21 protein-coding genes are annotated in these 24,025 nt (G+C 68.8%); 6 read left to right on the top strand and 15 right to left on the bottom strand.

The window, feature by feature from the left end:
* Positions 1-260 precede the first annotated feature (260 nt).
* From metW to BM070_RS03245, 3 genes are all read right to left on the bottom strand, one after another.
* Positions 261-845, bottom strand: a complete 585-nt coding sequence (metW, locus tag BM070_RS03255) for a methionine biosynthesis protein MetW (RefSeq protein ID WP_092937553.1) — start codon at positions 843-845, stop codon at positions 261-263.
* Positions 842-1,972 carry a homoserine O-succinyltransferase MetX gene (gene metX, locus BM070_RS03250; RefSeq protein ID WP_092938113.1) on the bottom strand — a complete coding sequence of 377 codons (1,131 nt, stop codon included), beginning with the start codon at positions 1,970-1,972 and terminating at the stop codon, positions 842-844. The genes metW and metX overlap by 4 nt, the downstream gene beginning before the upstream one ends.
* Before the next feature lie 147 nt (positions 1,973-2,119).
* A complete protein-coding gene (locus BM070_RS03245; RefSeq protein ID WP_092937551.1) occupies positions 2,120-2,686 on the bottom strand; it encodes a TMEM165/GDT1 family protein in 567 nt (188 codons plus the stop codon).
* A gap of 497 nt (positions 2,687-3,183) precedes the next feature.
* Here BM070_RS03245 and rbp (BM070_RS03240) point away from each other — a divergent pair, with 497 nt between their 5' ends.
* Entirely contained in the window at positions 3,184-3,591 is a 408-nt protein-coding gene (gene rbp / locus BM070_RS03240; RefSeq protein ID WP_092937549.1) for an RNA-binding regulator, read from the top strand.
* Between the two features lie 293 nt (positions 3,592-3,884).
* Positions 3,885-4,400 (top strand): RNA-binding regulator, encoded by a 516-nt coding sequence (gene rbp / locus BM070_RS03235; RefSeq protein ID WP_092937547.1) that lies wholly within the window; start codon positions 3,885-3,887, stop codon positions 4,398-4,400.
* Between the two features lie 95 nt (positions 4,401-4,495).
* Here the strand turns inward: rbp (BM070_RS03235) and BM070_RS03230 are convergent, their stop codons facing one another.
* The 4 genes from BM070_RS03230 to BM070_RS03215 are packed head-to-tail and all read right to left on the bottom strand — an operon-like array spanning position 4,496 to position 7,549.
* Complete coding sequence (locus BM070_RS03230; protein WP_092937545.1) at positions 4,496-5,296, bottom strand: SDR family oxidoreductase; 801 nt, start codon at positions 5,294-5,296, stop codon at positions 4,496-4,498.
* A gap of 32 nt (positions 5,297-5,328) precedes the next feature.
* Positions 5,329-5,964 (bottom strand): LPS export ABC transporter periplasmic protein LptC, encoded by a 636-nt coding sequence (lptC, locus tag BM070_RS03225; RefSeq protein ID WP_434803159.1) that lies wholly within the window; start codon positions 5,962-5,964, stop codon positions 5,329-5,331.
* Positions 5,961-6,533: a KdsC family phosphatase gene (locus BM070_RS03220; protein WP_092938109.1), complete on the bottom strand. Its 573-nt coding sequence runs from the start codon at positions 6,531-6,533 to the stop codon at positions 5,961-5,963. Before BM070_RS03220 ends, lptC begins: the two co-directional genes overlap by 4 nt.
* A 14-nt stretch (positions 6,534-6,547) precedes the next feature.
* Complete coding sequence (locus BM070_RS03215; RefSeq protein WP_092937543.1) at positions 6,548-7,549, bottom strand: KpsF/GutQ family sugar-phosphate isomerase; 1,002 nt, start codon at positions 7,547-7,549, stop codon at positions 6,548-6,550.
* 135 nt (positions 7,550-7,684) lie between these two features.
* Here BM070_RS03215 and BM070_RS03210 point away from each other — a divergent pair, with 135 nt between their 5' ends.
* Complete coding sequence (locus BM070_RS03210; protein WP_092937541.1) at positions 7,685-9,670, top strand: monovalent cation:proton antiporter family protein; 1,986 nt, start codon at positions 7,685-7,687, stop codon at positions 9,668-9,670.
* 41 nt (positions 9,671-9,711) lie between these two features.
* Here the strand turns inward: BM070_RS03210 and BM070_RS03205 are convergent, their stop codons facing one another.
* Positions 9,712-12,807, bottom strand: a complete 3,096-nt coding sequence (locus BM070_RS03205; protein WP_092937539.1) for an EAL domain-containing response regulator — start codon at positions 12,805-12,807, stop codon at positions 9,712-9,714.
* A 164-nt stretch (positions 12,808-12,971) separates the two neighbouring features.
* Between BM070_RS03205 and BM070_RS03200 the strand changes: the two genes are divergently transcribed.
* Positions 12,972-13,526: an adenine phosphoribosyltransferase gene (locus BM070_RS03200; protein WP_092937537.1), complete on the top strand. Its 555-nt coding sequence runs from the start codon at positions 12,972-12,974 to the stop codon at positions 13,524-13,526.
* A gap of 45 nt (positions 13,527-13,571) precedes the next feature.
* Here BM070_RS03200 and BM070_RS03195 read toward each other — a convergent pair whose 3' ends face one another.
* The 7 genes from BM070_RS03195 to rpmH form a co-directional block, all read right to left on the bottom strand.
* Complete coding sequence (locus BM070_RS03195; protein WP_092937535.1) at positions 13,572-14,384, bottom strand: hypothetical protein; 813 nt, start codon at positions 14,382-14,384, stop codon at positions 13,572-13,574.
* A gap of 277 nt (positions 14,385-14,661) precedes the next feature.
* Positions 14,662-16,116 carry a tRNA uridine-5-carboxymethylaminomethyl(34) synthesis GTPase MnmE gene (gene mnmE, locus BM070_RS03190; protein WP_092937533.1) on the bottom strand — a complete coding sequence of 485 codons (1,455 nt, stop codon included), beginning with the start codon at positions 16,114-16,116 and terminating at the stop codon, positions 14,662-14,664.
* Between the two features lie 263 nt (positions 16,117-16,379).
* On the bottom strand, positions 16,380-17,966 hold the full coding sequence (locus BM070_RS03185; protein ID WP_092937531.1) for an ABC transporter substrate-binding protein: 1,587 nt from the start codon (positions 17,964-17,966) through the stop codon (positions 16,380-16,382).
* 160 nt (positions 17,967-18,126) lie between these two features.
* Positions 18,127-19,833 (bottom strand): membrane protein insertase YidC, encoded by a 1,707-nt coding sequence (gene yidC / locus BM070_RS03180; protein WP_092937529.1) that lies wholly within the window; start codon positions 19,831-19,833, stop codon positions 18,127-18,129.
* Entirely contained in the window at positions 19,830-20,126 is a 297-nt protein-coding gene (gene yidD, locus BM070_RS03175) for a membrane protein insertion efficiency factor YidD (RefSeq protein ID WP_092937527.1), read from the bottom strand. Before yidD ends, yidC begins: the two co-directional genes overlap by 4 nt.
* Complete coding sequence (locus BM070_RS03170; protein WP_092937525.1) at positions 20,123-20,692, bottom strand: ribonuclease P protein component; 570 nt, start codon at positions 20,690-20,692, stop codon at positions 20,123-20,125. The genes yidD and BM070_RS03170 overlap by 4 nt, the downstream gene beginning before the upstream one ends.
* Before the next feature lie 88 nt (positions 20,693-20,780).
* Entirely contained in the window at positions 20,781-20,915 is a 135-nt protein-coding gene (rpmH, locus tag BM070_RS03165; protein ID WP_005798102.1) for a 50S ribosomal protein L34, read from the bottom strand.
* 340 nt (positions 20,916-21,255) lie between these two features.
* Here rpmH and dnaA point away from each other — a divergent pair, with 340 nt between their 5' ends.
* Together dnaA and dnaN are read left to right on the top strand one after the other, a co-directional pair.
* Positions 21,256-22,677 (top strand): chromosomal replication initiator protein DnaA, encoded by a 1,422-nt coding sequence (gene dnaA, locus BM070_RS03160; protein WP_092937523.1) that lies wholly within the window; start codon positions 21,256-21,258, stop codon positions 22,675-22,677.
* A gap of 164 nt (positions 22,678-22,841) precedes the next feature.
* Positions 22,842-23,960, top strand: coding sequence for a DNA polymerase III subunit beta (dnaN, locus tag BM070_RS03155; RefSeq protein ID WP_092937521.1), 1,119 nt, complete (start codon positions 22,842-22,844; stop codon positions 23,958-23,960).
* The last annotated feature ends 65 nt before the right edge of the window (positions 23,961-24,025 follow it).

Genomic DNA, 24,025 nt, shown 5'->3' with positions numbered 1-24,025 from the left:
GCCATCGCCACACCCTGCGCCTATCGGCGTAGACGCCGAAGCGATGGACGGGGCGGGGCCAGCGGCCCCATCAGGAGGGAAGAGCCGGAAAAGCGCTGGAAGCGCCCCACCCGCGCCCAAGCCGCCGGACCGGGCAGGAATGGGCAGGAATGGGCAGGGACGAGCGGAAGCCGCCGCGCAGGCAAGGCGGCGAAGATCAGAGATGACGAAAAGGAAAAGCGGGCCGCAGCGGACGGCCCACGGGCCGCCTTGCGCAGGCGTCAGTCGTGCTCGAAGTGGAACACCGCCGTGCCCGCCAGGGCATTGGGCAGGCGGCGCACCTCGCGGCCGTCCTGCAGGCCGAAGGCGTCGAGGATGCGCAGGCGGTTCTTGGTGGCCAGCACCTCGAAGTCCTTGAACGTGCCCACGCGGATGTTGGGCGTGTCGTACCACTGGTAGGGCAGGCGCCGCGTGACGGGCATGCGCCCGCGCAGCACCGACAGACGGTTGGGCCAGTGCGCGAAGTTGGGGAAGGCGACGATGCCGCTCTTGCCCACGCGCGCGGTCTCGCGCAGCATGACCTCGGTATTGCGCAGATGCTGCAGGGTGTCGATCTGCAGCACCACGTCGAAGGCGTTGTCGCCGAACATCGCCAGGCCCTCTTCCAGGTTCAGCTGCACGACGTTGACGCCCCGGCGCACGCAGGCCAGCACGTTGGCGTCGTCGATCTCCACGCCGTAGCCCGTGCAGCCGCGCTCGCGCTGCAGGTAGGCCAGCAGGCTGCCGTCGCCGCAGCCCAGATCGAGCACCCGCGCTCCGTGCGGCACCCGGCGGGCGATGGCGTCCATGGTGGTGCGTTCGCTCATGCGCCCAGCTCCTCGGCAATGCGGTTGAAATAGGCGCCGATGACGCCGTGGTAGCGGGCGTCGTCCAGCAGGAAGGCGTCGTGGCCGTGCGGCGCGTCGATCTCGGCGTAGCTCACGTCGCGGCGGTTGTCGAGCAGGGCCTTGACGATCTCGCGGCTGCGCGCGGGCGAGAAGCGCCAGTCGGTGGTGAAGCTCACGAGCATGAAGCGCGCCGTGGCGCGGGCCAGCGCCAGCGTGAGGTTGCCGCCATGCGCCAGCGCCGGGTCGAAGTAGTCGAGCGCGCGGGTGATGAGCAGGTAGGTGTTGGCGTCGAAGTAGTCGCTGAACTTGTCGCCCTGGTAGCGCAGGTAGCTCTCGATCTGGAACTCGATGTCCTGCGTGCTGTAGCGGGGCGCCAGGCCCTCGCGCAGCTGGCGGCCGAACTTCTCGTTCATCACGTCGTCCGACAGGTAGGTGATGTGCCCGATCATGCGAGCGATGCGCAGGCCGCGCTTGGGCACGACGCCGTGGCGGTAGAAGTGGCCGCCGTGGAAGTCCGGGTCGGTCACGATGGCGCGGCGCGCCACCTCGTTGAAGGCGATGTTCTCGGCCGTGAGGTTGGGGGCGCTGGCCACCACCACGGCGTGGCGCACGCGCTCGGGGTACTGCAGCGTCCACGACAGCGCCTGCATGCCACCCAGGCTGCCGCCCAGCACGGCCGCCAGCTGGCCGATGCCCAGGCGGTCGAGCAGCAGGGCCTGGGCGTTCACCCAGTCTTCCACCGTGACCACGGGAAAGTCCGCGCCATAGACCTCGCCCGTGTCGGGGTTGAGGTGCATGGGCCCCGTGGAGCCGAAGCACGAGCCCAGGTTGTTGATGCCGATGACGAAGAAGCGGTTGGTGTCCACCGGCTTGCCCGGGCCGATCATGTTGTCCCACCAGCCCTCGCTGCGGGGCTGGTCTTCATAGACGCCCGCCACGTGGTGCGAGGCGTTGAGCGCATGGCAGACCAGCACGGCGTTGGAGCTGTCGGCGTTGAGGCGGCCATACGTCTCGTAGGCCAGGGTGTAGTCGCGCAACGAGCCGCCGCCCTTCAGGGGCAGCGCTTCGGGAAAGCTCAGGAACTGGGGCGTGGCGATGAAGGACATGAAAAAACCCGGCATCGCTAAAAACGAGGCCGGGTCGGTGGGTGCCACTTCGCGGACGGGTCTTTAGCTGAATTTATAAAGCGCCCGCAAGCTGTAGCAAATCGGCGCGTGCGAAGACTATACCAAAGCCCTCGCAGCGCCCAGGCGTCAGCCCATGGGGTGCAGCAGCGCCAGCACGCCGAGCACCAGGAAGATCACCGCGGAGACCACATGCACGGCGCGGATGGGCACGCGGCGCGTGATGCGCTCGCCCAGCCAGACCACCGGCGCGTTGGCCAGCATCATGCCCAGCGTGGTGCCGGCCACCACGGCGAAATAGGCGCTGTACTGCGCGGCCAGCATCACCGTCGCCACCTGGGTCTTGTCACCCATCTCGGCCAGGAAGAACGCCACGACCGTGGTGCCGAACACGCCCCAGCGCGGCGTGGCGGCGGCGTCGTCCTCGTCGAGCTTGTCGGGGATCAGCATCCACACCGCCATGGCGATGAACGACAGGCCCAGCCCCCAGCGCAGCACGTTCGGCCCCACCACGGTGGTCACCCACGCGCCCACGGCGCCGGCCAGCGCATGGTTGGCGAGGGTGGATACGAAGATGCCCAGCACGATCGGCCAGGGCCTGCGGAAACGCGCTGCGAGAACCAGCGAGAGGAGTTGGGTCTTGTCGCCCATCTCGGCGAGGGCGACGATGGCGGTAGAGACGAAGAAGGCTTCCATGGGGCGGGGTCGTTATCCGGCCGGAGATACGACAGACGACATTGACTGCGCCCCGTCTCCGGCCTGTGGAACGGTGCGCAGTCAATGGTCTCGCCCAGCATGTCGTGCCGTGAGCGCCCCGCACAGCCTGGACAAAGCCTAGGCTGGCAAAGGGCCGCGCTCAACCGCCGCAGGCACCATAGACCGCGAAGGTCCAAGTTTGTTGATGCATGCTCCCTGGGCGCCGCAAGGCGCCGAAGGCGGGCTACTCCCCAAAGACTGGCGCGATTGTAGCCAAGACAAGGCGTTCATTCGGGTAAACACGCACGCAAAGTGTTGCGGGAGCGCTGAATGTTTGCCACCGCCGGCGAAACTATGGTTAATAATGGTTCCTGCCTTTCTGCCTTGCAGGAATGCAAGCTGCGGTGTTTGGTCGGTTTCGCGTCTTTGAAGTCGTCACAGGTTTGTTGATTGCGTAAGGCTCATCGCGTTTTCATGGTTTTTTGTAGGAGTCCTTCATGGGCAACAAACTTTACGTGGGCAACCTGCCCTATTCCTTCCGCGATAGCGACCTCGAGCAAACCTTCAGCCAATTCGGCTCGGTGAACAGCGCCAAGGTCATGATGGAACGCGACACCGGCCGTTCGAAGGGCTTCGGCTTCGTCGAAATGGGCAGCGACGCAGAAGCCCAGGCTGCCATCCAGGCCGTGCACGGCCAAAACTTCGGCGGCCGTGACCTCGTGGTCAACGAAGCCCGTCCGATGGAACCCCGTCCCCCCCGTAGCGGTGGCTTCGGCGGCGGCAACGGTGGTGGCGGCGGCTACGGCGGTGGCCGCAGCGGCGGCGGCTTCGGCGGCGGCAACGGTGGTGGCGGCTACGGCGGCGGCAATGGCGGCGGTTACGGCGGTGGCCGCAACAGCTACTAAGCACACGCTTGCCGTGCCGGAACGCGCTCTCGCAGCGCTCCGCACACTCTGAAAAAAGGCCCTTCGAGGGCCTTTTTTCATGGGCTTTTCACATCACGTCCCAGCATTTCACGCCAGAGGGAAAAAGGCCTTGCTTTTTCCGCGTTCTTGTGGCGCATAATGTTTCGCGCGGTGCTGCCGCGCCGAGGTCTGCGGTGATCCTTTCATTTCGCGCATAGGGCGTCTCTCGTGATTAACTGGCTGCGTTTCCGGGACTCCATCGCTTTATCAATGTGTTTTTGAGGAGTCCCTCAATGGGCAACAAACTGTACGTCGGCAATCTGCCGTACTCCGTGCGTGATGGCGACCTTGAACAGGCCTTCAGCCAGTTCGGCTCGGTCACCAGCGCCAAGGTCATGATGGAGCGCGACACCGGCCGCTCCAAGGGCTTTGGCTTCGTCGAGATGGGCAGTGAAGACGAAGCGCAGTCCGCCATCCACGGCATGAACGGCCAGCCCCTGGGCGGCCGCAGCATCGTGGTGAACGAAGCCCGCCCCATGGAAGCACGCCCCCCGCGCAGCGGTGGCTTCGGCGGCGGTGGTGGTGGTGGCGGTTTCGGCGGCGGTGGCCGCAGCGGTGGCGGTGGTTACGGCGGCGGCGGTGGCGGCTACGGTGGTGGCCGTGAAGGCGGCGGCGGTGGTGGTTTCGGCGGCGGCGGCCGGGGCGATGGCGGTTTCCGCAGCCCCTACGGCTCCGGCTCGCGCAACGGCGGTGGCCGCAGCGGCGGTGGTGGCGGCGGCTACGGTGGTGGCAACGGCGGCGGTTACTGATCGACCGCACCCCGCAACAGGCGCAGCCAGTGCACCTGGCCCACGAAAAAGGCTCCCTCGGGAGCCTTTTTGCTTTTCAGCCGGCAGCGCACGCGCTACGAGCCAGAACCGCGCCCTTCGCCCTGCCGGTGCTTGCGCGGGCGCCCGGCCAGCACGCGGTCGAAAAGGCCGTTGGGCAGCAGGCGCAGGAGCTTGGCGACGACGCCCATCTGCCAGGGAATGACGCGGTAGCTGGCCCCGGCCCGGATCGCATCGAACGCGCGGGCGGCGAAGTCTTCGGGCTGCATCAGGAACGGCATGGCGTAGCGGTTCTGCCGGGTGAGCGGCGTGTCGATGTAGCCCGGGCAGAGCGTGACGACCTTCACGCCCGATGGGCGCAGTTCGCCGCGCAGGCTTTCGCAATAGCTGATGACCGCGGCCTTGCTGGAGCAGTAGGCGCCGTGCCCGGGCAGGCCGCGGATGCCGGCCACGCTGCCGATGCCCACCAGCGCGCCGCTGCCGCGCTCCACCATGCCGGCGATGAAGGGCTGGAAGGTGGCGGCCATGCCGAGGTTGTTGGTGGCGAAGGTGCGCGCCATCACGTCCAGATCCTCGCGCAGCGCCGTGTCCATGCCGACGCTGATGCCCGCATTGGCGATGACCACGTCCGGCAGGCCCTGGGCCTGCAGGCAGGCGGCGCCGGCGGCGGCGATGCTGTCGGGCACGGACACGTCCGCACTATAGATTTGATAGCTATCAGCGCTGACTCTATGAGCGCTGGCCCAGGATTCGATCTCTGACGTGCGGCGTGCGACCAGGGCCAGCCGCCAGCCGGCCTGGTGGAAGCGCCAGGCCAGCGCCTGGCCGATGCCGCTGGAGGCGCCGGTGATGAAGACCAGGGGGCTGGAGGGCGCCATGCGATCGTTTCCGAGAAAGGGTGCCGGCGCCGTCAGCGCCCGGCGGGGGCCGGCTGGAAGGTGCCGCGCACCCGGCCGCGCAGCTGCACGATCTGGTCGAGGTTGTCGTAGTCCAGGTTGTCGGCCGTGAACACGTCGTCGCCGCGCTTGAGCGTGACGGGCAGGTCGGACTTCACGCGCTCTGAATTGACCCAGACCTGCAGGAATTCGCCCCGGAACTCCAGGCGCGGCAGCGCGTCCCGGCCGCTGCGGGGCAGCGATTCGCGGATGACGATGGCGTTGCCGAAGAGCTGGACCTCGGAGCCGTCGGCGTTGGACACCGCGCGGTTGGCCGAGGCGATGGTGACGCGGCCTTCGGGCGTGGACGCGCGCATGCGCATGCGGTCCACCTCGAGCGTGTCGGTGTCCACGTAGTGGCGGGCCATGTCGCCCTGCATCTCGCTGGCCAAGCGGCCGGTGGCGTCGAAGTTCTTGACCGAGAAGTCGCGCATGAAATAGTCCACCTCGTGCGCGGGGGCGCGGGGCGGCTCGGCCTGGGGCGGCTTGGGCGCGTTGCGCACCAGCCACCAGGTGCCGAGGGCCAGCACGAACATCAGCGCCACGGGCAGGTAGATGGAGAGCCGGTCCCAGCCCAGCCGCGCGCGTTGCAGCAGCAGCACGCCGCTCATGCGTAGTCCGCCAGCAACGCAGCGTAGCGGCCGCTGGCGACCAGCAGCAGATCGCAGAATTCGCGCGCGGCGCCGGCGCCGGCCGCTGCCGTGGTGACGTGGTGCGCCACGGCGCGCGCCTCGATGTGGCCGCCGGCGGGCGCGCAGGCCAGCGCGGCGCGGCGCATCACGGGCAGATCGGGCCAGTCGTCGCCCATGGCGGCGGCCTGGCTCCAGTCCAGGCCCAGCTCGGCCAGGATGGCTTCGGCGGCGGGGCGCTTGTCTTCGGTGCCGAAGCGCGCGTGCACCACGCCCAGGGCCTTCAGGCGCAGGCGCAGCGCGGGCGCGTCGCGGCCGGTGATGACGGCGGGCACGATGCCGGCGCGCTGCAGCAGCTTGATGCCGTGGCCGTCCAGGGTGTTGAAGCGCTTGAGGGTCTCGCCCGCCTCGGAGAAGTAGAGGCCGCCATCGGTCAGCACGCCATCGACGTCGAAGAAGGCCACGCGCACGCCCTGGGCCTTGAGCAGCAGCTCGGGCGGGTGCTGCAGGGCCGGGCGCAGCGGGGGCAGTTCGGGGGCGGAAAGGGCCATGCGGTCGTCGGCCATCAGATCACCTTGGCGCGCATGAGGTCGCCGATATGCACCACGCCGGCCAGCACGCCGGCCGCGTCGGTGACGAGCACGCTGGTGATGCCGTGGCGCTCCATGACGGCGGCGGCGTCCACGGCCAGCGCATCGGCGGCGATGGTGCGCGGGCCGGCATGCATGACTTCGCCGGCGGTGGCGGCGCGCAGGTCGGCGCCGGCCTCGATGCGGCGGCGCAGGTCGCCGTCCGTGAAGATGCCCAGCAGGCGCCCGCCGGCATCGACGATGGCCGAGGCGCCCAGGCGCTTGGCGCTCATCTCGCGCATGAGTTCGCTGAACGTGGCCCCGGGGCCCACGCGGGGCACTTCGTCGCCCGCGCGCATGACGTCGCTCACATGGGTCAGCAGCTTGCGGCCCAGGGCGCCGCCGGGGTGGGAGCGGGCGAAGTCCTCGGGCCGGAAGCCGCGCGCATCGAGCAGAGCCACGGCCAGCGCGTCGCCCATGGCGAGCTGCGCGGTGGTGCTGGTGGTGGGCGCCAGGTTGAGCGGGCAGGCCTCGCGCTCGACGCCGCAGTCCAGCACGGTGTCGGCATGGCGCGCCAGGGTGGACTGCAGCCCGCCGGTCATGGCGACGAGCGGCACGCCCAGGCGCTTGAGCACGGGCAGCAGCACGGTGAGTTCGTTGCTCTCGCCGCTGTTGGAAATGGCCAGCACCAGGTCGCCCTGGGTGACCATGCCCAGGTCGCCGTGGCTGGCCTCGGCCGGGTGCACGAAGAAGGCAGGCGTGCCGGTGGAGGCGAGCGTGGCGGCGATCTTGCGGCCCACGTGGCCGCTCTTGCCCATGCCCATGACGACGATGCGCCCAGGGGTGCCCAGCATGCCGCGCACGGCCTCGACGAAGGGCTCGCCCAGCCGCGCCGCGAGGCTGCCCAGCGCGGCGGCTTCGATGGCGAAGGTTTCGCGGGCCAGGCGCAGGACCTCGGCGGCGTCGAAGGGTGGCAGTGCAGCGGGAGCGGATGACATGGCGAGCGATTCTATCGACCGGCCCCGGCCGGCGTTCCCGGATGGGTCATAGCCCCGCCGTCCCGCGGCGGCGGCATCCGACGGGCGGGGCCCGGCCGTTACCAGGCGGCGCTGGCGCTGGGCTAGCATCGGAAGATGTCGTCGCTTGCGCTCACCCTGCTCTACCTGCTGGCCGCCGTGCTGGGCGTAGTGGCCTGCCGCAGCCTGAAGCTGCCGCCCATGCTGGGCTACCTGACGGCAGGCATCCTGATCGGGCCGCATGCGCTGGCCCTGGCGCAGGACTCGGAAGTGGTGCGGCACCTGGGCGAATTCGGCGTGGTGTTCCTCATGTTCGCCATCGGGCTCGAATTCAGCCTGCCCAAGCTGCGCGCCATGCGCCGCTACGTGTTCGGCCTGGGGCTGCTGCAGGTGGCGGGCACCATGGCCGCAGCCATGGTGGGCATGCTGCTGCTGGCGCGCTGGGCGGGCGGCGTGTGGGACGTGGGCTGGCAGACCGCGCTGGCGCTGTCGGGCACGCTGGCCATGAGCAGCACGGCCATCGTCGTCAAGCTGATGGCCGAGCGCGCCGAGCTGGAGGGCGAGCACGGCCGGCGGGTGCTGGGCATCCTGCTGTTCCAGGACCTGGCCGTGGTGCCGCTGCTGGTGCTGATCCCGGCGCTGGGCTCGTCGCCCGAGCGTCTGATGGTGGAGATGGGCCTGGCGCTGCTCAAGGCCACCGTGCTGGTGGGCGTGCTGCTGGCCGGCGGCCAGCGCGTGATGCGCTGGTGGCTCACGCTGGTGGCGCGGCGCAAGAGCGACGAGCTGTTCATGCTGAACCTGCTGCTCATCACGCTGGGGCTGGCCTGGATGACCGACCTGGCGGGGCTCTCGCTGGCGCTGGGCGCCTTCATCGCGGGCGTGCTGGTGTCAGAGACCGAATACCGCCACCAGGTGGGCACCGACATCCGCCCGTTCCACGACGTGCTGCTGGGTCTCTTTTTCATCACCGTGGGGATGATGCTGGACTGGCACATCCTGCTGGAGCGCTGGGCCCTGGTGCTGCTGCTGCTGGCCGTGCCCATGCTGCTGAAGATGGGCATCATCCTGCTGCTGGCGCGCGGCATGGGGGCCACCACGGGCGTGTCGCTGCGCACCGGCCTCTACCTGGCGCAGGCGGGCGAATTCGGCTTCGTGCTGCTGTCGCTCACGCAGGACCATGGCCTCGTCGCGCCCGCGCTGATGAACCCCATCCTCGCGGCCATGGTGCTGTCGATGTTGGCCACGCCTTTCCTCATCCTCTACAGCAACCCCATCGTGATGAAGCTGGTGGCCAGCGACTGGCTGCAGCAGTCGCTGCAGATGACGACCATCGCGCGCAAGGCCATCAACACCGACCGGCACGTGCTGATCTGCGGCTATGGCCGCTGCGGGCAGAACCTGGCGCGCATGCTGCAGCTCGAAGGCATTCCCTACCTGGCGCTGGACCTGGACCCCGACCGCGTGCGGCAGGCGGCGGCCGGCGGCGATTCGGTGGTGTACGGCGACGCCACGCGGCTGCAGGCGCTGGTGGCCGCCGGCCTGGCACGCGCCAGCGCCGTGGCCGTCACCTACCTGGACCTGCCCGCCACGCTGAAGGTGCTGGCCCACACCAGCAGCCATGCGCCGCATGTGCCGGTGGTGGTGCGCACACAGGACGACCAATACCTGGACCGCCTGCAGGCCGCCGGCGCCACCGAAGTGGTGCCCGAGGCCATCGAGGGTTCGCTGATGCTGGCCAGCCATGCGCTGGCGCTGGTGGGCGTGCCCATGCGGCGCGTGCTGCGCAGCGTGCAGGAGCAGCGCGATGCGCGCTACCACCTGCTGCGCGGCTATTTCCACGGGGCCGACGACGACACGGCCTCGGAGCGCGACCAGGAGCGGCTGACCTCCATCACCCTGCCCCCCGATGCCGCCTCGCTGGGCCAGGCGCTGGGGCAGCTGGCGCTGCACGCCATGGGCGCGCAGGTGGTCAGCCTACGGCACGGCAACGGGCAGATGACCCCCGCCAGCGACGAGGCCCAGTTGGCCGAGGGCGACACGCTGGTGATTTCGGGCCACCCGACGGCGCTGGCCCTGGCCGAGGACCGGCTGCTGCGCGGCTGACGCGCCGCGCAGGCCAAGGGCCGAACGGGCGGGGGTTGCCGCTACGCGGCCAGCATCTGTTCCGCCGGCGCGGGCCGCCCGAACAGATAGCCCTGGAAGCGCCGGCAGCCGTTGCGCAGCAGGAATTCGCGCTGGCCCTCCGTCTCCACGCCCTCGGCCACCACGTCCAGCCCCAGGCTGTGCGCCAGCGCGACGATGGTGCAGGCGATGGCCGCGTCGTTGGGGTCGGTGAGCACGTCGCGCACGAAGCTCTGGTCGATCTTGAGCTGGTCCAGCGGCAGACGCTTGAGGTAGGCGAGCGACGAGTAGCCGGTGCCGAAGTCGTCCAGCGAAAAGCCCACGCCCTGGGCGCGCAGCTCCTGCATCTTGGCGATGGTGTCTTCCACGTCGTGCAGCAGCAGGCTTTCGGTCAGCTCGATCTTCAGGCGCCGGGGGCTGGCGCCGCTTTCCTGCAGCGCGGCCGTCACCTGCTGCACGAAGTCCGGATGGCGGAACTCGTGCGCGCTGACGTTGACCGACACCGTCCACTCCGCGGTCTCGGGCCGCAGCGACCAGTCGGCCAGCTGCAGGCAGGCGGTGCGCAGCATCAGCTGGCCCAGCGGCATGATGAGCCCGGTCTGTTCGGCCACCTGGATGAATTCGTAGGGCGGCACCATGCCGCGCTGCGGATGGCGCCAGCGCACCAGGGCCTCGGCGCCCAGCACGCGGCCTTCGGCATCCACCACGGGCTGGTAATGGGGCAAAAACTCCGCCCGCTGCAGCCCGAGCCGGATGTCCGCCTCCAGCGCCGAGCGGGCATTGGCGGTGGTCTGCATCTGCGGGTCGAAGAAGCACAGGGTGTTGCGGCCCTGGGCCTTGGCCTGGTACATGGCCAGGTCGGCGCGCTTGAGCAAATCGTGCGTGGTTTCCTCGCGGCCGTGGAACAGCGCGGTGCCGATGCTGGCCGTGTTGTGGATCTCGCGGCCGTCCAGCAGATAGGGCTGGTTCAGCAGCTCCAGCAGCTTCTGGCCCAGGGCGCGGACTTCGATGACCGCCTGGGCCTCGTCGTCCGGCAGGCCCGAGAGCACCACCACGAACTCGTCGCCGCCCAGGCGGGCCACGGTGTCGCTGGCGCGCACGCTGCCGGACAGCCGCAGGGCCGCCTGCTGCAGGAGCTGGTCGCCCCATTCGTGGCCCAGCGTGTCGTTGATGCCCTTGAAGTTGTCCAGGTCCAGGAACAACAGGGCGCCGTACTGGCCCATGCGCGCGCCCGTGGCCAGCACGCGTTCCATGCGGTCCATCAGCAGGCGGCGGTTGGGCAGGCCGGTGAGTTCGTCGAAGAAAGCCAGGCGCTCGATCTGCGCCTCGGCGCGCTTGCGGTCGGAGACGTTGCGGCCCACCCCCCGGTAGCCGAGGAAGCTGCCATCGGCACCATAGAACGGCTCGCCGCTGACCGACACCCAGATGGTCGATCCATCCGGCATGGAATATTCGATCTCCAGGTCGTAGAAGACCTCGCGGGCCTGCAGCTGGGCCCGATGGGCCTGCCAGCGCTCTTGCGACATGCCGAAGTCGGACAGCTCCCATGGGGTCTTGCCCATGATGTCGTTCGACTCCAGGCCGGTGATCAGGCGGTTCGCGCCTTCCACGCGCACGAAGCGAAATTGCGTGTCCTGCTCCCAGTACCAGTCGGACGACAGCTGCGTCAGGCTGCGCCAGCGCGCCTCGCTGGTGCGCAGGGCCTCCTGGGCGGCGATGAAATCGGTGACGTCGGTGAAGCTGCGCACGCGCCCGCCGCTGGGCAGCTGGCGGGTGCGGACCTCGACATGGCGCCCGGTGTGCGTGCGGCGCACGTAGCTGGCCGGCATCTGCAGCGGCACGCCCTGCGCGGCATGCTCGCTGCGCACGTAGTCGCGGCCGCTGGCATCCACGTGCTGGAAGTCGGGGCCGAAATCGCCCCGCGCGGCCTGGAAGCGCACGACCTCCTCGACCCGGGGCCGGCGGGACATCATGTCCTCGGGCATCTCCAGCAGTTCCAGGTAGCGGCGGTTGAAGATGCAGATGCGGCCCTCGGCATTGACGTTGGTGATGCCCTGGTCCATGAAGTCGAGCGTGCTCTCCAGCACCTGGGTCTTTTCCACCAGCAGGGCCGTGGTGCGCGCCAGCTGCTCTTCGACGCTGCGCCGCGCCGCCTGGGCGCGCTGCGCCATCTCCATCTGCACCAGGGAGCTCAACAGGGGCTGCAGGGCGCGCGGCAGCTCGGCGGCGTAGCCGCTCGTGCGCCCGGCCAGCAGCAGCAGCACGACCGGCTCTTCGCCCACCCGCAGGGCCTGGGCGCAGCAGGTGCCCGGGAAAGGCCTGCCGCCGGGCCAGTCATCGGCCGGGCACGGCGAAGCCGCGTCGTTGTGCACGACCGCCGAACGGCTGGCCAGCGCGCGCGCCAGCACCCCGGCCGCGGCGCTGCCGGCGCCCGTGGGATGGGCCGGCTCCATCACCGCCCACTCCTCGCCCCTGCCAGGCGCCGTGTACCCGCTCGGCCACTGCCCCGCCTGGACCAAGAGGCGCAGGACACGGCTGCCGGGCGGGCCGGGGTCGGCCTCGCCGGGCGAGAGCACGCACGCCAGGAAGCCGCAGGGGCTGGAGGTATGGCCCAAAAGCTCCTGCAGCAGCAGCGTGAAGGCGGCGGAGGCCTGGCCGTCGATGAACAGCGACTGCGCGCGGGACATGGCGTTCAGCAGCCGGTGCTGGCGCGCCTGGAGGGTCTGGGTGGCCTCGCGCGCCAGCACGCTGCAGGACTGCTCCAGCACCTCCTCGATCTGCGCGGGCACCGTCAGCAGGTAGGCATGCTCATCATCGCGCACGATGAAATCGCGAAAGCCGTGCCGCAGCGCCGTGGCGGCGCGGGCCGCGCCGTCTTCCGGCACGGCCACGATCACGGGAATGCCGTGCGCCATCTCCAGCACGTCGAAGGCGTTGCCGTCGGCGAGCTGCTCTGCCGCCAGGATGACGTCGATGCCGCCAACCGCCAGCCGCTGCCAGGCACCGGCCACCGTGGGCACGACGTCCACCCGCCAGCCCAGCCATGCGTCGGCGAGGGCGCGCACAAGGCCTTGGGAATGGGAGGAGTCGCCATCGACGAGCAGTACCGAGACAGGCATGGATTGCCGAGCTTTCATCCAGGGAAACAAAGGGGCCATGCAGCGCCCAGGCAGCGTTGCCGGCTGCCTTGAGCGGCCATTATGCGATGGGCATCGTGGCTGTTTACACTGGCGGCCCGCCTGCGGTCCATCGACCCGCCCCTTTGCCCCACACCCCTCTGTCCATGCAGCAATTCAGCGTCAACCACTACCTGCGCCAGCACATCCGCACGGTGCCCGACTGGCCGGCGCCGGGCGTGCAGTTCCGCGACATCACCCCGCTGCTGCAGGACCCGAAGGTCTTCCGCGTGCTGATCGACGCCTTCGTGCATCGCTACATGGACCGCGCCCTGCGGCCCGACGTGGTGGCAGGCCTGGATGCGCGCGGCTTCATCCTGGGCGCGGTGGTGGCCTACGAGCTGAACGTGGGCTTCGTGCCGATCCGCAAGAAGGGCAAGCTGCCCTTCACCACGGTCGAGGAGACCTACGAGCTGGAATACGGCAGCGCCACCGTCGAGCTGCATGCCGACGCCGTCAAGCCCGGCGACCGGGTGCTGCTGATCGACGACCTGATCGCCACCGGCGGCACCATGATGGCCGGCAAGAACCTGCTGGAAAAGCTGGGCGCCACCGTGACCGAAGGCGCCGCCATCGTGGACCTGCCCGAACTGGGCGGCTCCCGGCGCCTCACCGAGGCCGGGCTGCCGCTCTTCACGCTGGTGGACTTCACCGGCCACTGACGCGTCCGGCCCTGCGCGAGCGCAGGCACAGGCCCGGACGCAGGCTCAGAGATCGCCGAACTGGCTCTTGCTGAGATGGTCCGGCCAGCTCGGCGGCGCCTGCGGGGCCGATGCCTGCGTGTCTTCGAAGCCCGTGCGCCCCGCGGCATCGCGCGCCCGCAGCGGCCCGATGCGTACCCCACCCGACGGTGGCTGCGGCGCCTGTGAAGCGGGCGCGGACGCGGATGGCCGTACCCCGCCGTTTCCCGCGCGGCCCGAGGACGCGGACTGCAGGGCCCGCTTGAACGCCTCGACCTCGTCCGCGCCGATGGGCTCGAAGCCCCCCGCACCCGCCGCAGCGCCGGCCGGCACCGGCGGCCCGCCCTGCGCCGCACGGGCCGGGTCATGGGCGGCCGAGGGCGCCGGTGCTGCGGACCGGGCTGCGGCAGCGGCAGCGTGCCTGGAACCGGCCAAGACTCCCAGGGCAGCGGTGGGCACGCCAGCGCCGAGCTGGTCGTTGATGCGCCAATAGACCGCCGTCACGCCGATGCCGAAACGCGTGTGGGCCGTCTGCACGATCAGCGCCTCGATCGCGCTCAGCCGCACGGTCTCTCCGCCGTATTCGCGGCCGAGATCGACCATCACCATGAACTGCTGGCCGCGCTGGTCCAGCGACAGCACCTTGAACTTGTAGCCGGCGGACAGCACGGCGGCCCGCATCATGGCCTCGCGCACCACGGCGTAGAGCAGCTCGCGGCGCTGCGTGCGTTCGCTGCGGTGCGTGGCGGCAGGTTCGGGTGAAGGCGCGTGGCCCTGCGCATGGTGGGTGCCGGCACGCGGAGGTTTGCGCGCGCCGGTCAGCCAGCGGAAAAAAGACATGCCTGACCTTCGCGATGCCCGTAGGAATCGATTCAATGGGTGGGGTGGCCCGGCGGGGCTCCTGAAAAGTGGAAAGGCCCCGACGAGGGGCCGCGCTGCCACAGCGCCCAGGCCTGGGGCCGGCGCTGAACGAGAGGCATCGGCGACAACGTACCTGCGAACCTGCGCAGGCACAAGCGGCGTTCCGTCCTTTTACAACTTTGACGAAATGGTGGGCGGCGGCAACCGCGGGCCGCGTGGCCTGCCCGCTCTCGCGGCACACGCCCGCTCACGCCGCTCACTTGCCGATACAGAAGCTGGAAAAGATCACGCCCAGCAGGTCGTCGGACGTGAATTCGCCGGTGATGGCGTTGAGCGCGTTCTGCGCCAGGCGCAGTTCCTCGGCCAGCAGGTCGAGCGCCGGGCCGGCCGCATGCAGCTGCGCGGCCGCTTCCATCAGGTGGCCATCCACCGCCTGCAGCGCGGCGATGTGGCGGGCGCGGGCGATGTAGAGGCCCTCGGGCGCGGCCTGCCAGCCGGCGACTTCCAGCAGCAGCCGGCGCAGCGCGTCCAGCCCCTCGCCCGTGCGGGCCGAGAGGCGCACGGACGGGTGGCTGCGCTCGCCGCCCTGCCCTGCCGCCGCGGCTTCAGCCGCAGCCTCGCCACCGACGAGCGCCACGCGGTCGATCTTGTTCCACACGTCGATGACGGGCACGCTGGCCGGCAGCTTCTGGGCGATGGTGCCGGCGATCAGCGCATCGGCCGCCGCGTACTCGGGCGTTTCGGCGCGGCTCAGGTCGTGCAGGAATAGCACGGCGTCTGCGGCGGCGATCTCGTCCCAGGCGCGGGCGATGCCGATCTTCTCCACCTCGTCGTCGCTCTCGCGCAGGCCGGCGGTGTCGATCACGTGCAGCGGCACGCCTTCGATCTGGATGGTCTGCTGCACCTTGTCGCGCGTGGTGCCGGCGATCGGCGTGACGATGGCCAGCTCCGCCCCCGCCAGAGCGTTGAGCAGCGAGCTCTTGCCCGCATTGGGCTGGCCCGCGATGACGACCTTGATGCCCTCGCGCAGCAGCGCGCCCTGGCTGGCGCGGCGCATCACGCCGGCCAGGGTCTGCTGCAGATTCGATAGCTGCCCGTGGGCGTCGGCCTTGCGCAGGAAGTCGATTTCCTCTTCGGGAAAGTCCAGCGTGGCCTCGACCAGCATGCGCAGGTGCACGAGCGCATCGCGCAGCGCGTGGATCTCCTGCGAGAAGGCGCCGGCCAGCGAGCGGCTGGCGCTGCGGGCGGCGGCCTCGGTGCTGGCGTCGATCAGGTCGGCGATGGCCTCGGCCTGGGCCAGGTCGATCTTGTCGTTGAGAAAGGCGCGCTCGGTGAATTCGCCGGGCTGGGCCAGGCGCAGGCCGGCCAGCACCGGGCGGCCGCTGGCGGCATCCGGCGCGGCCGCGGCTTCGAGGCAGCGGGCCAGCAGCAGCTGCAGCACCACGGGGCCGCCGTGCGCCTGCAGCTCCAGCACGTCTTCGCCGGTATAGCTGTGCGGCGCGGGAAAGTAGAGCGCCAGGCCCTGGTCGATGGGCTGGCCCGCCGCATCGCGGAAGGGCAGATAGGTGGCCTCGCGCGGCTTCAAAGCCCTGCCGCACAGCGCCTGCACCAGCGGGCCCAGCCCGGGCCCGGAGACCCGCACGATGCCCACGGCGCCGCGCCCCGGTGCGGTGGCGATGGCGGCGATGGGTTCGTTGTGGCGGGGCAGCATGGGGAGGGGATGGAGAGGCAGTGGGCGGCCCGGCGGGCCGAGGGCGAAACGGAGCGCGGATGATAGCCCCGCACCTGCAGGCCCTGCCCCAGGCCTTGGCCTGGCGGACCTGCAGGAACATCCACACCCGCAAAAAAGATAGCTGCCTGCGCAGGTCATCCGGGCCGCTACGACACATTTCGCATCGCAACGCCCGGAATGCCTGCGCAGGCAGCTATGGTTTCAGGAGCAGACCAGACCCTCGCGGGCCCGGCCGTCGCCGCTCAGTTGATGGTCGTCCAGGTCGGCATCGGGCGGTCGTCCGCGCGGTGCGGCGTGTCCACGCCCTTGCGCATGGCCCAGGGGCGGATCTGGTGGTGCAGCGGCAGGTAGTAGTACTCGTCTTTGACGCGCTGCAGCGCCTCGTTGATGAGCGCATCGCGCTTGGGCGCGTCCATCTCCACCTTGATCTGGTTGATCGTGGCGTCGAGCTTGGGATCGCTGATGCGGCCGCCGTTGTAGACGCCCGCCGCCGTCTTGCCATCCTTGGTGGACATCAGCGAGTCGAGCGTATAGAGCGCATCGAAAGTCGCCACACCCCAGCCGAAGAGGTAGGCATTGACGTCGTTGTTCATCACGCGGCTGACGAACTGGGACATGGGCGCGGTCTGCAGCGTGGTCTTGACGCCGATGCGCGTCCACATCGCCGTGACGGCCTGGCAGATGGCCTCGTCGTTCACGTAGCGGTCGTTGGGGCAGTCGAGCTTGAGCGCGAAGCCTTGCGGATAGCCGGCGTCGGCCAGCAGCTTCTTGGCGGCTTCCACGTCGTACTTGGAGGCGCGCTCGTCGAGCTGCTTGGTCCAGCCGTGGACCATGGGCGCGACCATGGTGCCCGCAGGCACCGACAAGTTGCGCATGGTGCGGCTGTGGATGCCGGCCGAGTCGATGGCCTGGTAGAGCGCCTGGCGCACGCGCTTGTCCTTGAGCGGGTTCTTGCCGGGGGTGCCGGCGCCGGGCAGTTCGTCGCGGAACTGGTCCAGGCCCAGGTAGATGGTGCGGTTCTCGGCGCCTTCGACCAGCTTGAGGTCGGGGCTGGCCTTCATGCGGGGCAGATCCTGCGGGGGCGGATCGACCACGAAGTCCACCTGGCCGGAAATGAGCGCGGCCGTGCGCGTGGCGGCCGACTTGATGGGCGTGAACACCACCTCGTCGACGTTGCCGGCGGGCTTGTCCCACCAGTTCGGGTTCTTCTTGAGCGTGAGCTTCACGTCGGGCTGCCAGCCCACCAGCATGAAGGGGCCGGTGCCGTTGGCGTTGCGCGAGGCGAAGTTCTCTTCCTTGCCCGCGTAGTCCTGCGCCTTGACCGAGTTGTTCTTCTCGGCCCAGGCCTTGTTCATGATGCGCGCCTCGGTCAGCTCGCGCAGCAGCACGGGGTTGGGGCCCTTGAGGATCAGATCGACGGTGAAGTCATCGACCTTCTTGACCTCCTTGACGCTCTGCACCGAGGAGATCATGTTGGACGGCGGCGTCATCACGCGGGTGATGGAGAACACCACGTCATCGGCAGTGAACGGCGCGCCGTCGTGGAATTTGACGCCGCGGCGCAGTTCGAAGCGCACCTGCGTGGGCGAGATCTGCGTCCACTTGGTGGCCAGCGCCGGCTGGATCTGGTAGTTCTTGTCGTAGCGCACCAGGCCTTCGTAGATCTGCTGCAGGAAAGCATGCGTCGTCTGATGGTTCTGGGCGTGCGGATCGACGGTGAGGATGTCGTTGGCGCCGGCCCAGCGCATGGTGGCTGCCTGGGCAGCCCCCACGGCCATGCAGGCGGCCAGGGCCACCACGCCCAGGGAGAGGTTCAAACGCAGCTTCATCAATCAGGCCTCCAAAAAGGATACGAAAGGATTTCGTCGGGGAAGCCAGCAGACTAGCAATGAACGTACCGAAATGACAGCGGCCGCCCGAGGGCGGCCGTTGGGGATTGTCCGGATGGCGCGCCGCCCAGGCGGCGCACCAATCTGGAGCACGGGCGTATCAGCGGAACTTGGGCAGGTTGAACTGCGGCGGCACGCCCATGCGCTTGTTGATGATCCACTGCTGCGCGATCGACAGCAGGTTGTTCGTCAGCCAGTACAGCACCAGGCCGGCCGGGAAGAAGAAGAACATCACGCTGAAGATCAGCGGCATGAACCACATCATCTTGGCCTGCATCGGGTCCGGCGGCGCGGGGTTGAGGGCGGTCTGCAGCAGCGAGCTGGCCGTCATCAGCAGGGGCAGGATGAAGTACGGATCAGGCGAGGACAGGTCGTGGATCCAGCCAATCCAGGGCGCGTTGCGCATTTCCACGCTGGACAGCAGCACCCAGTAGAGCGCGATGAACACGGGGATCTGGATCATGATGGGGAAGCAGCCGCCCATGGGGTTGACCTTCTCCTCGCGGTAGATGCGCATCATCTCCTGCTGCATCTGCTGCGGCTTGTCCTTCAGGCGCTCGCGCATCTCCATGATCTTGGGGTTGATGGCCTTCATCTTGGCCATGGAGGCGTAGGCCTTGGCGTTGAGCCAGAAGAAGGCCATCTTCAGCAGCAGCACCAGCGCCACGATGGACCAGCCCCAGTTGTTCAGCACCTTGTGCAACTGCTCCAGCAGCCAGTAGAGCGGCTTGGCCAGGATGGTCACCCAGCCGTAGTCCTTGACCAGCTCCAGCCCGGGGGCGAGCTTTTCCAGCAAGGTCTCGATCTGCGGGCCGGCGAAGAGGCGCGCATCGACGGTCTTGCTCTGGCCGGGGGCGATCTCGCCCACGTCGGTGATCATGCCCACCGCGTAGAGGTTGGTGTCCACCTTGCGCACGAACAGGTCGCGCTTGATGCCGTCGGCCAGCAGCCAGGCCGTGGCGAAGTAGTGCTGCACCATGGCCACGTAGCCGTTGTTCGAGGTGCGGTCGATCTCGGCCTTGCCGCTCTCGATGTCCTTGAACTCGACCTTGTGGTACTTCTTGGCTTCCGTGTAGACGGCCGGGCCGGTGAAGGTGGAATAGAACGACGATTCGCCCGCCGGCTTGTTGCCGTCGCGCACCAGCTGCAGGTAGAGCTGGGGCGAGACGGGCGCCGTGCCGGTGTTGACCACCTCGTGCTTGACGGCGATGTCGTAGGCGCCGCGCTTGACGGTCCAGGTCTTGACCAGCTTCACGCCGCCGAGGTCGGGCGACTCGAAGCGGATGTTCAGCTCGTCCTGGCCGTCGGCCAGGGCGCGCGGGCCCGGCACCACGGTCATCGGCGTCTTGTGGGTCGGGAAGTTGCCGCCGATCAGGCCGGTCTGCGCCACATAGACACGGTGCGAGCTCTCGTCCAGCAGCTCGAACGGCTTGGACTTGTCGGCCATTTCGGGGTACTTCAGCAGATCGCCCTCGACCAGCGAACCGCCGTCGCTGTCGAACTGCAGGCGCAGCACGTCGGTGGTGACGGTCACGCGCTCATGCGCGGGAGCCGGCGCCACGCCGCCCGGCACCTGCTGCACCGCGCCCGCGGGCGGGGTGCCAGCGGCAGCCGGTGCCGAAGGCACGCTGTTCGCACCCGCCGCAGCGGAGGAAGCTCCGGGCGTGGCGGGCGCCGCAGCCGTCTGCACCTCGGGCGAGGGAAAGAAGGTGGCCTTGTTGCCGTTGTGGATCTGCCATTTGTCCCAGAGCAGGACCATGGAGAAGCCAAAGATCACCCACAGGATGGTGCGGCGAATGTCGTTCATGAAGAAGTCTTCTTTGGTGAGGACGAGGAAGGTGCGGGGGGCGTCCACCGCGAAAACAGCCCGGCGCCGCGGGGCGCCACGTCAGGCACGGGATCGCACCCGCCGTCGCACCAGGGATGGCAGCGCGCCAGCCGGCGCAGCGTGAGGTAGCTGCCCATGGCAGCGCCATGGCGCTCCAGCGCCTGCAGCGAATAGACCGAGCAGGTGGGCTCGAAGCGGCAGGCCGAACCCAGCCAGGGGCTGAGCAGCAGCCGGTAGCCGCGGACGATGCCCATGAGCAGCGCGCGCATCATGCCTCAAGCCCGTTGCCCATCCGGCCGGCGGCCGGAACTGGCGTGGGGGAATGGGCCGCGGCCGGAGCCGTAGAAGCTGCTGCCGCCGGGACGCCGGGCGCAGCGCGCGGGGCCGCGCGCCGCACGGCGTGGCCGAAGAGCTGCAGCAGCTCTTCGCGCACGGCCTGCTTGAGCAGATCCGACGTGGCGCTGTGGAACTGCTTGCGGTCGAACCCGGCGCGCAGGCGCACCACATGCGCCGCCACCGGCAGTTGCGCCGCGAAGGTGGTGGACACGGCGTAGATCTGCCGCTTGATGGCGTTGCGGGTGACAGCGCGCCGGGCCCAGCGCTTGGGCACCATCGCGCCCATCCACGGGCCGGGGCGCTGGTCGGCGCACAAGCCGAACAGGGCCTGCGGCCCTTGCTCTTGCGGCAAGGAACCGGGCCCTGTCGGGGTCGGTATCGCGGGCGTTTCGGCGTTGGCGCCTTCCAGTCCCAACCGGTGCAGTGCGAAATGCGCAGTGCGGGAGACGGTCCCCCCGGCCATGGCGGCCTGGAACTGGGGACGGGTCTTCAGCCGGTGCATGGCAGCGATGTCCCTGGCGGGACGTGGCAGCGCAAGATGGGAAGGAGGGACAGCTGCGGGCCGAAAAGCCGTGCGCGAACCTGAAGGCTTAGACGGCCAGGCGCTTGCGGCCCTTGGCGCGGCGAGCGTTGATGACGGCGCGGCCGCCGCGGGTCTTCATGCGCACGAGGAAACCGTGGGTGCGGGCGCGGCGGGTCTTGGAAGGCTGGTAAGTACGTTTCATGGTCGATCCTTGAGGGTTGTTCAGTTACGGAGCGCACCCGGCTCACGCGAAGGCCGCACGGGCAGGCACCGCCGAGCAACTTCCCACACGAAGGAGAAAGAGGCCGCCCGGGCTTCATCACCCTGAACGCATTCAGGGAAACCGGCGATTATTGCAGGCTTGGCCGGGCGTGGCAACCACCGCGCTCATGCGTGCACCCTGGGGGGACAGAAGGCAGGCAGCCGGGGCAATGGCCCGGCGGGCGGGTGGGACAAGCCGGCCAGATTGTGGATAAGTCCTTGAAAAGCTAGAATCGCGCCCCTTTCCCCGTTCCTCCTATCCACAACAAGAAATCCCCGAAATGACCGAGGAACCCTCCCACAGCCCTCTGAACGAGCCCGCCGACGACGCCGGCCAGGGGCTGTGGCAAGCCTGCGTTGAACAACTGGCGCAGGACCTGCCCGAGCAGCAGTTCAACACCTGGATCAAGCCCCTGGCCGCCCAGGTGGCACCGGACTTCTCCAAGGTCACCGTGCTGGTGGCCAACCGCTTCAAGCTCGACTGGATCCGTGCGCAATACGCCGGCCGCATCTCCGCCCTGCTGGAGGGCCTCTACGGCCAGCCGGTGACCCTCGAGTTAGCGCTCGCTCAGAGGGAAAGCGTCGTGCGGACGTACGTTCGCCCCGCCGCAGCCGAGCCCTCCGCACAGAACGAAGCCCTGCCGCCCGCCACCGACGAGGCCGCGCCCGGAGCCGGCGCCTTCCGCACCCGGCTGAACTCCGCCCTGACCTTCGAGACCCTGGTGGAGGGGACGGCCAACCGCATGGCGCGCTCTGCCGCCATGCACGTGGCGGGCTCGCCCGGCCACCTCTACAACCCGCTCTTCATCTACGGCGGCGTGGGCCTGGGCAAGACCCACTTGATGCACGCGGTGGGCAACCGCCTGCTGCAGGACAAGCCCGACGCCAAAGTTCTCTACATCCATGCCGAGCAATTCGTGTCGGATGTGGTTAAGGCCTATCAGCGCCGCACCTTCGATGAATTCAAGGAGCGCTACCACTCGCTCGATCTGCTGCTGATCGACGATGTGCAGTTCTTCGCCAACAAGGACCGCACGCAGGAAGAATTCTTCAACGCGTTCGAGGCCCTGCTGACCAAGAAGAGCCACATCGTGATGACGTCGGACACCTATCCCAAGGGCCTGACCAACATCCACGACCGCCTGGTGTCGCGCTTCGATTCGGGCCTGACCGTGGCGCTGGAGCCGCCCGAGCTGGAAATGCGCGTGGCCATCCTGATCAACAAGGCCCGCGCCGAGAGCGCCGACATGCCCGAGGAAGTGGCCTTCTTCGTGGCCAAGAACGTGCGCTCCAACGTGCGCGAGCTCGAAGGCGCGCTGCGCAAGATCCTGGCGTATTCGCGCTTCAACCAGAAGGAAGTCTCGATCCAGCTGGCGCGCGAAGCCCTGCGCGATCTGCTGTCGATCCAGAACCGGCAGATCAGCGTGGAGAACATCCAGAAGACGGTGGCCGACTACTACAAGATCAAGGTCGCCGACATGTACAGCAAGAAACGGCCGGCCTCGATCGCGCGGCCGCGGCAGATCGCCATGTACCTGGCCAAGGAGCTCACGCAAAAGAGCCTGCCCGAGATCGGCGAGCTGTTCGGCGGGCGTGACCACACCACGGTGCTGCACGCGGTGCGCAAGATCGCCGGCGAGCGCCAGCAGCTGACCGAACTGAACCAGCAGCTGCACGTGCTGGAACAGACCCTCAAGGGGTGAGGCCCACCACCCCCGCCCGCATATGACGCGCACCCCGAAGGTACCGTCCCCGTTCCCGGGCAAAATGGCGTGTTGGACGGCCCGAGAGGGGGCCCGCGGCCCGGCGCCAGAGGCAGCCGGCCGCCGTCCATGCACCTCCTCCTATTCCACCGAAGGTTGACGACATGATTGTCCTCAAGGCAACACAAGACAAGGTTCTCGCAGTATTGCAATCGGTGTCCGGCATCGTCGAACGCCGGCACACGCTGCCCATCCTGGCCAATGTGCTGATCCGCAAGACGGGCAACGCGCTGCAGCTGACCACCAGCGATCTGGAAATCCAGATCCGCACCACCGCCGAGCTGGGCGGCGACACGGGCGACTTCACCACCACCGTGGGCGCGCGCAAGCTGATCGACATTCTCAAGACCATGCCCGGCGACCAGACCGTGAGCCTGGAATCGCAGCAGTCCAAGCTGGTGCTCAAGGGCGGCAAGAGCCGCTTCACGCTGCAGTCGCTGCCGGCCGAAGACTTCCCGCTGGTGCAGGAATCGGCCGCCTTCGGCCCGGCGTTCAGCGTGCCGCAGAAGGTGCTCAAGGACCTGCTGGGCCAGGTCTCGTTCGCCATGGCGGTGCAGGACATCCGCTACTACCTCAACGGCATCCTGTTCGTGGCCGAGGGCAACACGCTGAGCCTGGTCGCCACCGACGGCCACCGCCTGGCCTTCGCCAGCGCCACGCTCGACGTCGAAGTGCCCAAGCAGGAAGTCATCCTGCCGCGCAAGACCGTGCTGGAGCTGCAGCGCCTGCTGTCGGACGCCGGCGGCGAGAACCAGCCCCACATCGAGATGCAGTTCGCCAACAACCAGGCGAAGTTCACCTTCGGCGGCATGGAGTTCGTCACCAAGCTGGTCGAGGGCAAGTTCCCCGACTACAACCGCGTGATCCCCAAGAACCACAAGAACAGCGTCACCCTGGGCCGCGCGCCCCTGCTGGCCAGCCTGCAGCGCACGGCCATCATGACCAGCGACAAGTTCAAGGGCGTGCGCCTGAACATCGAACCCGGCACGCTGCGCGTGGCGTCCAACAACGCCGAGCAGGAAGAGGCCGTGGACGAGCTCGACATCGACTACGGCGGCGACACCATCGAGATCGGCTTCAACGTCACCTACCTCATCGACGCGCTGGCCAACATGGACCAGGACATGGTGAAGGTGGAGCTGTCCGACGGCAACAGCTCCGCGCTGATGACCATCCCCGACAACGACCGCTTCAAGTACGTCGTGATGCCCATGCGCATCTGACGCGCACCGGTCTCGGGGCGCAGGCATGCGCCGCTAGCATTTTGATAGCTGCATGCCCACCCCCG

The organism is Paracidovorax wautersii (genome assembly GCF_900113035.1).
Lineage (GTDB): Bacteria > Pseudomonadota > Gammaproteobacteria > Burkholderiales > Burkholderiaceae_C > Paracidovorax > Paracidovorax wautersii.
This window is presented reverse-complemented; position numbering and strand designations above follow the sequence as displayed.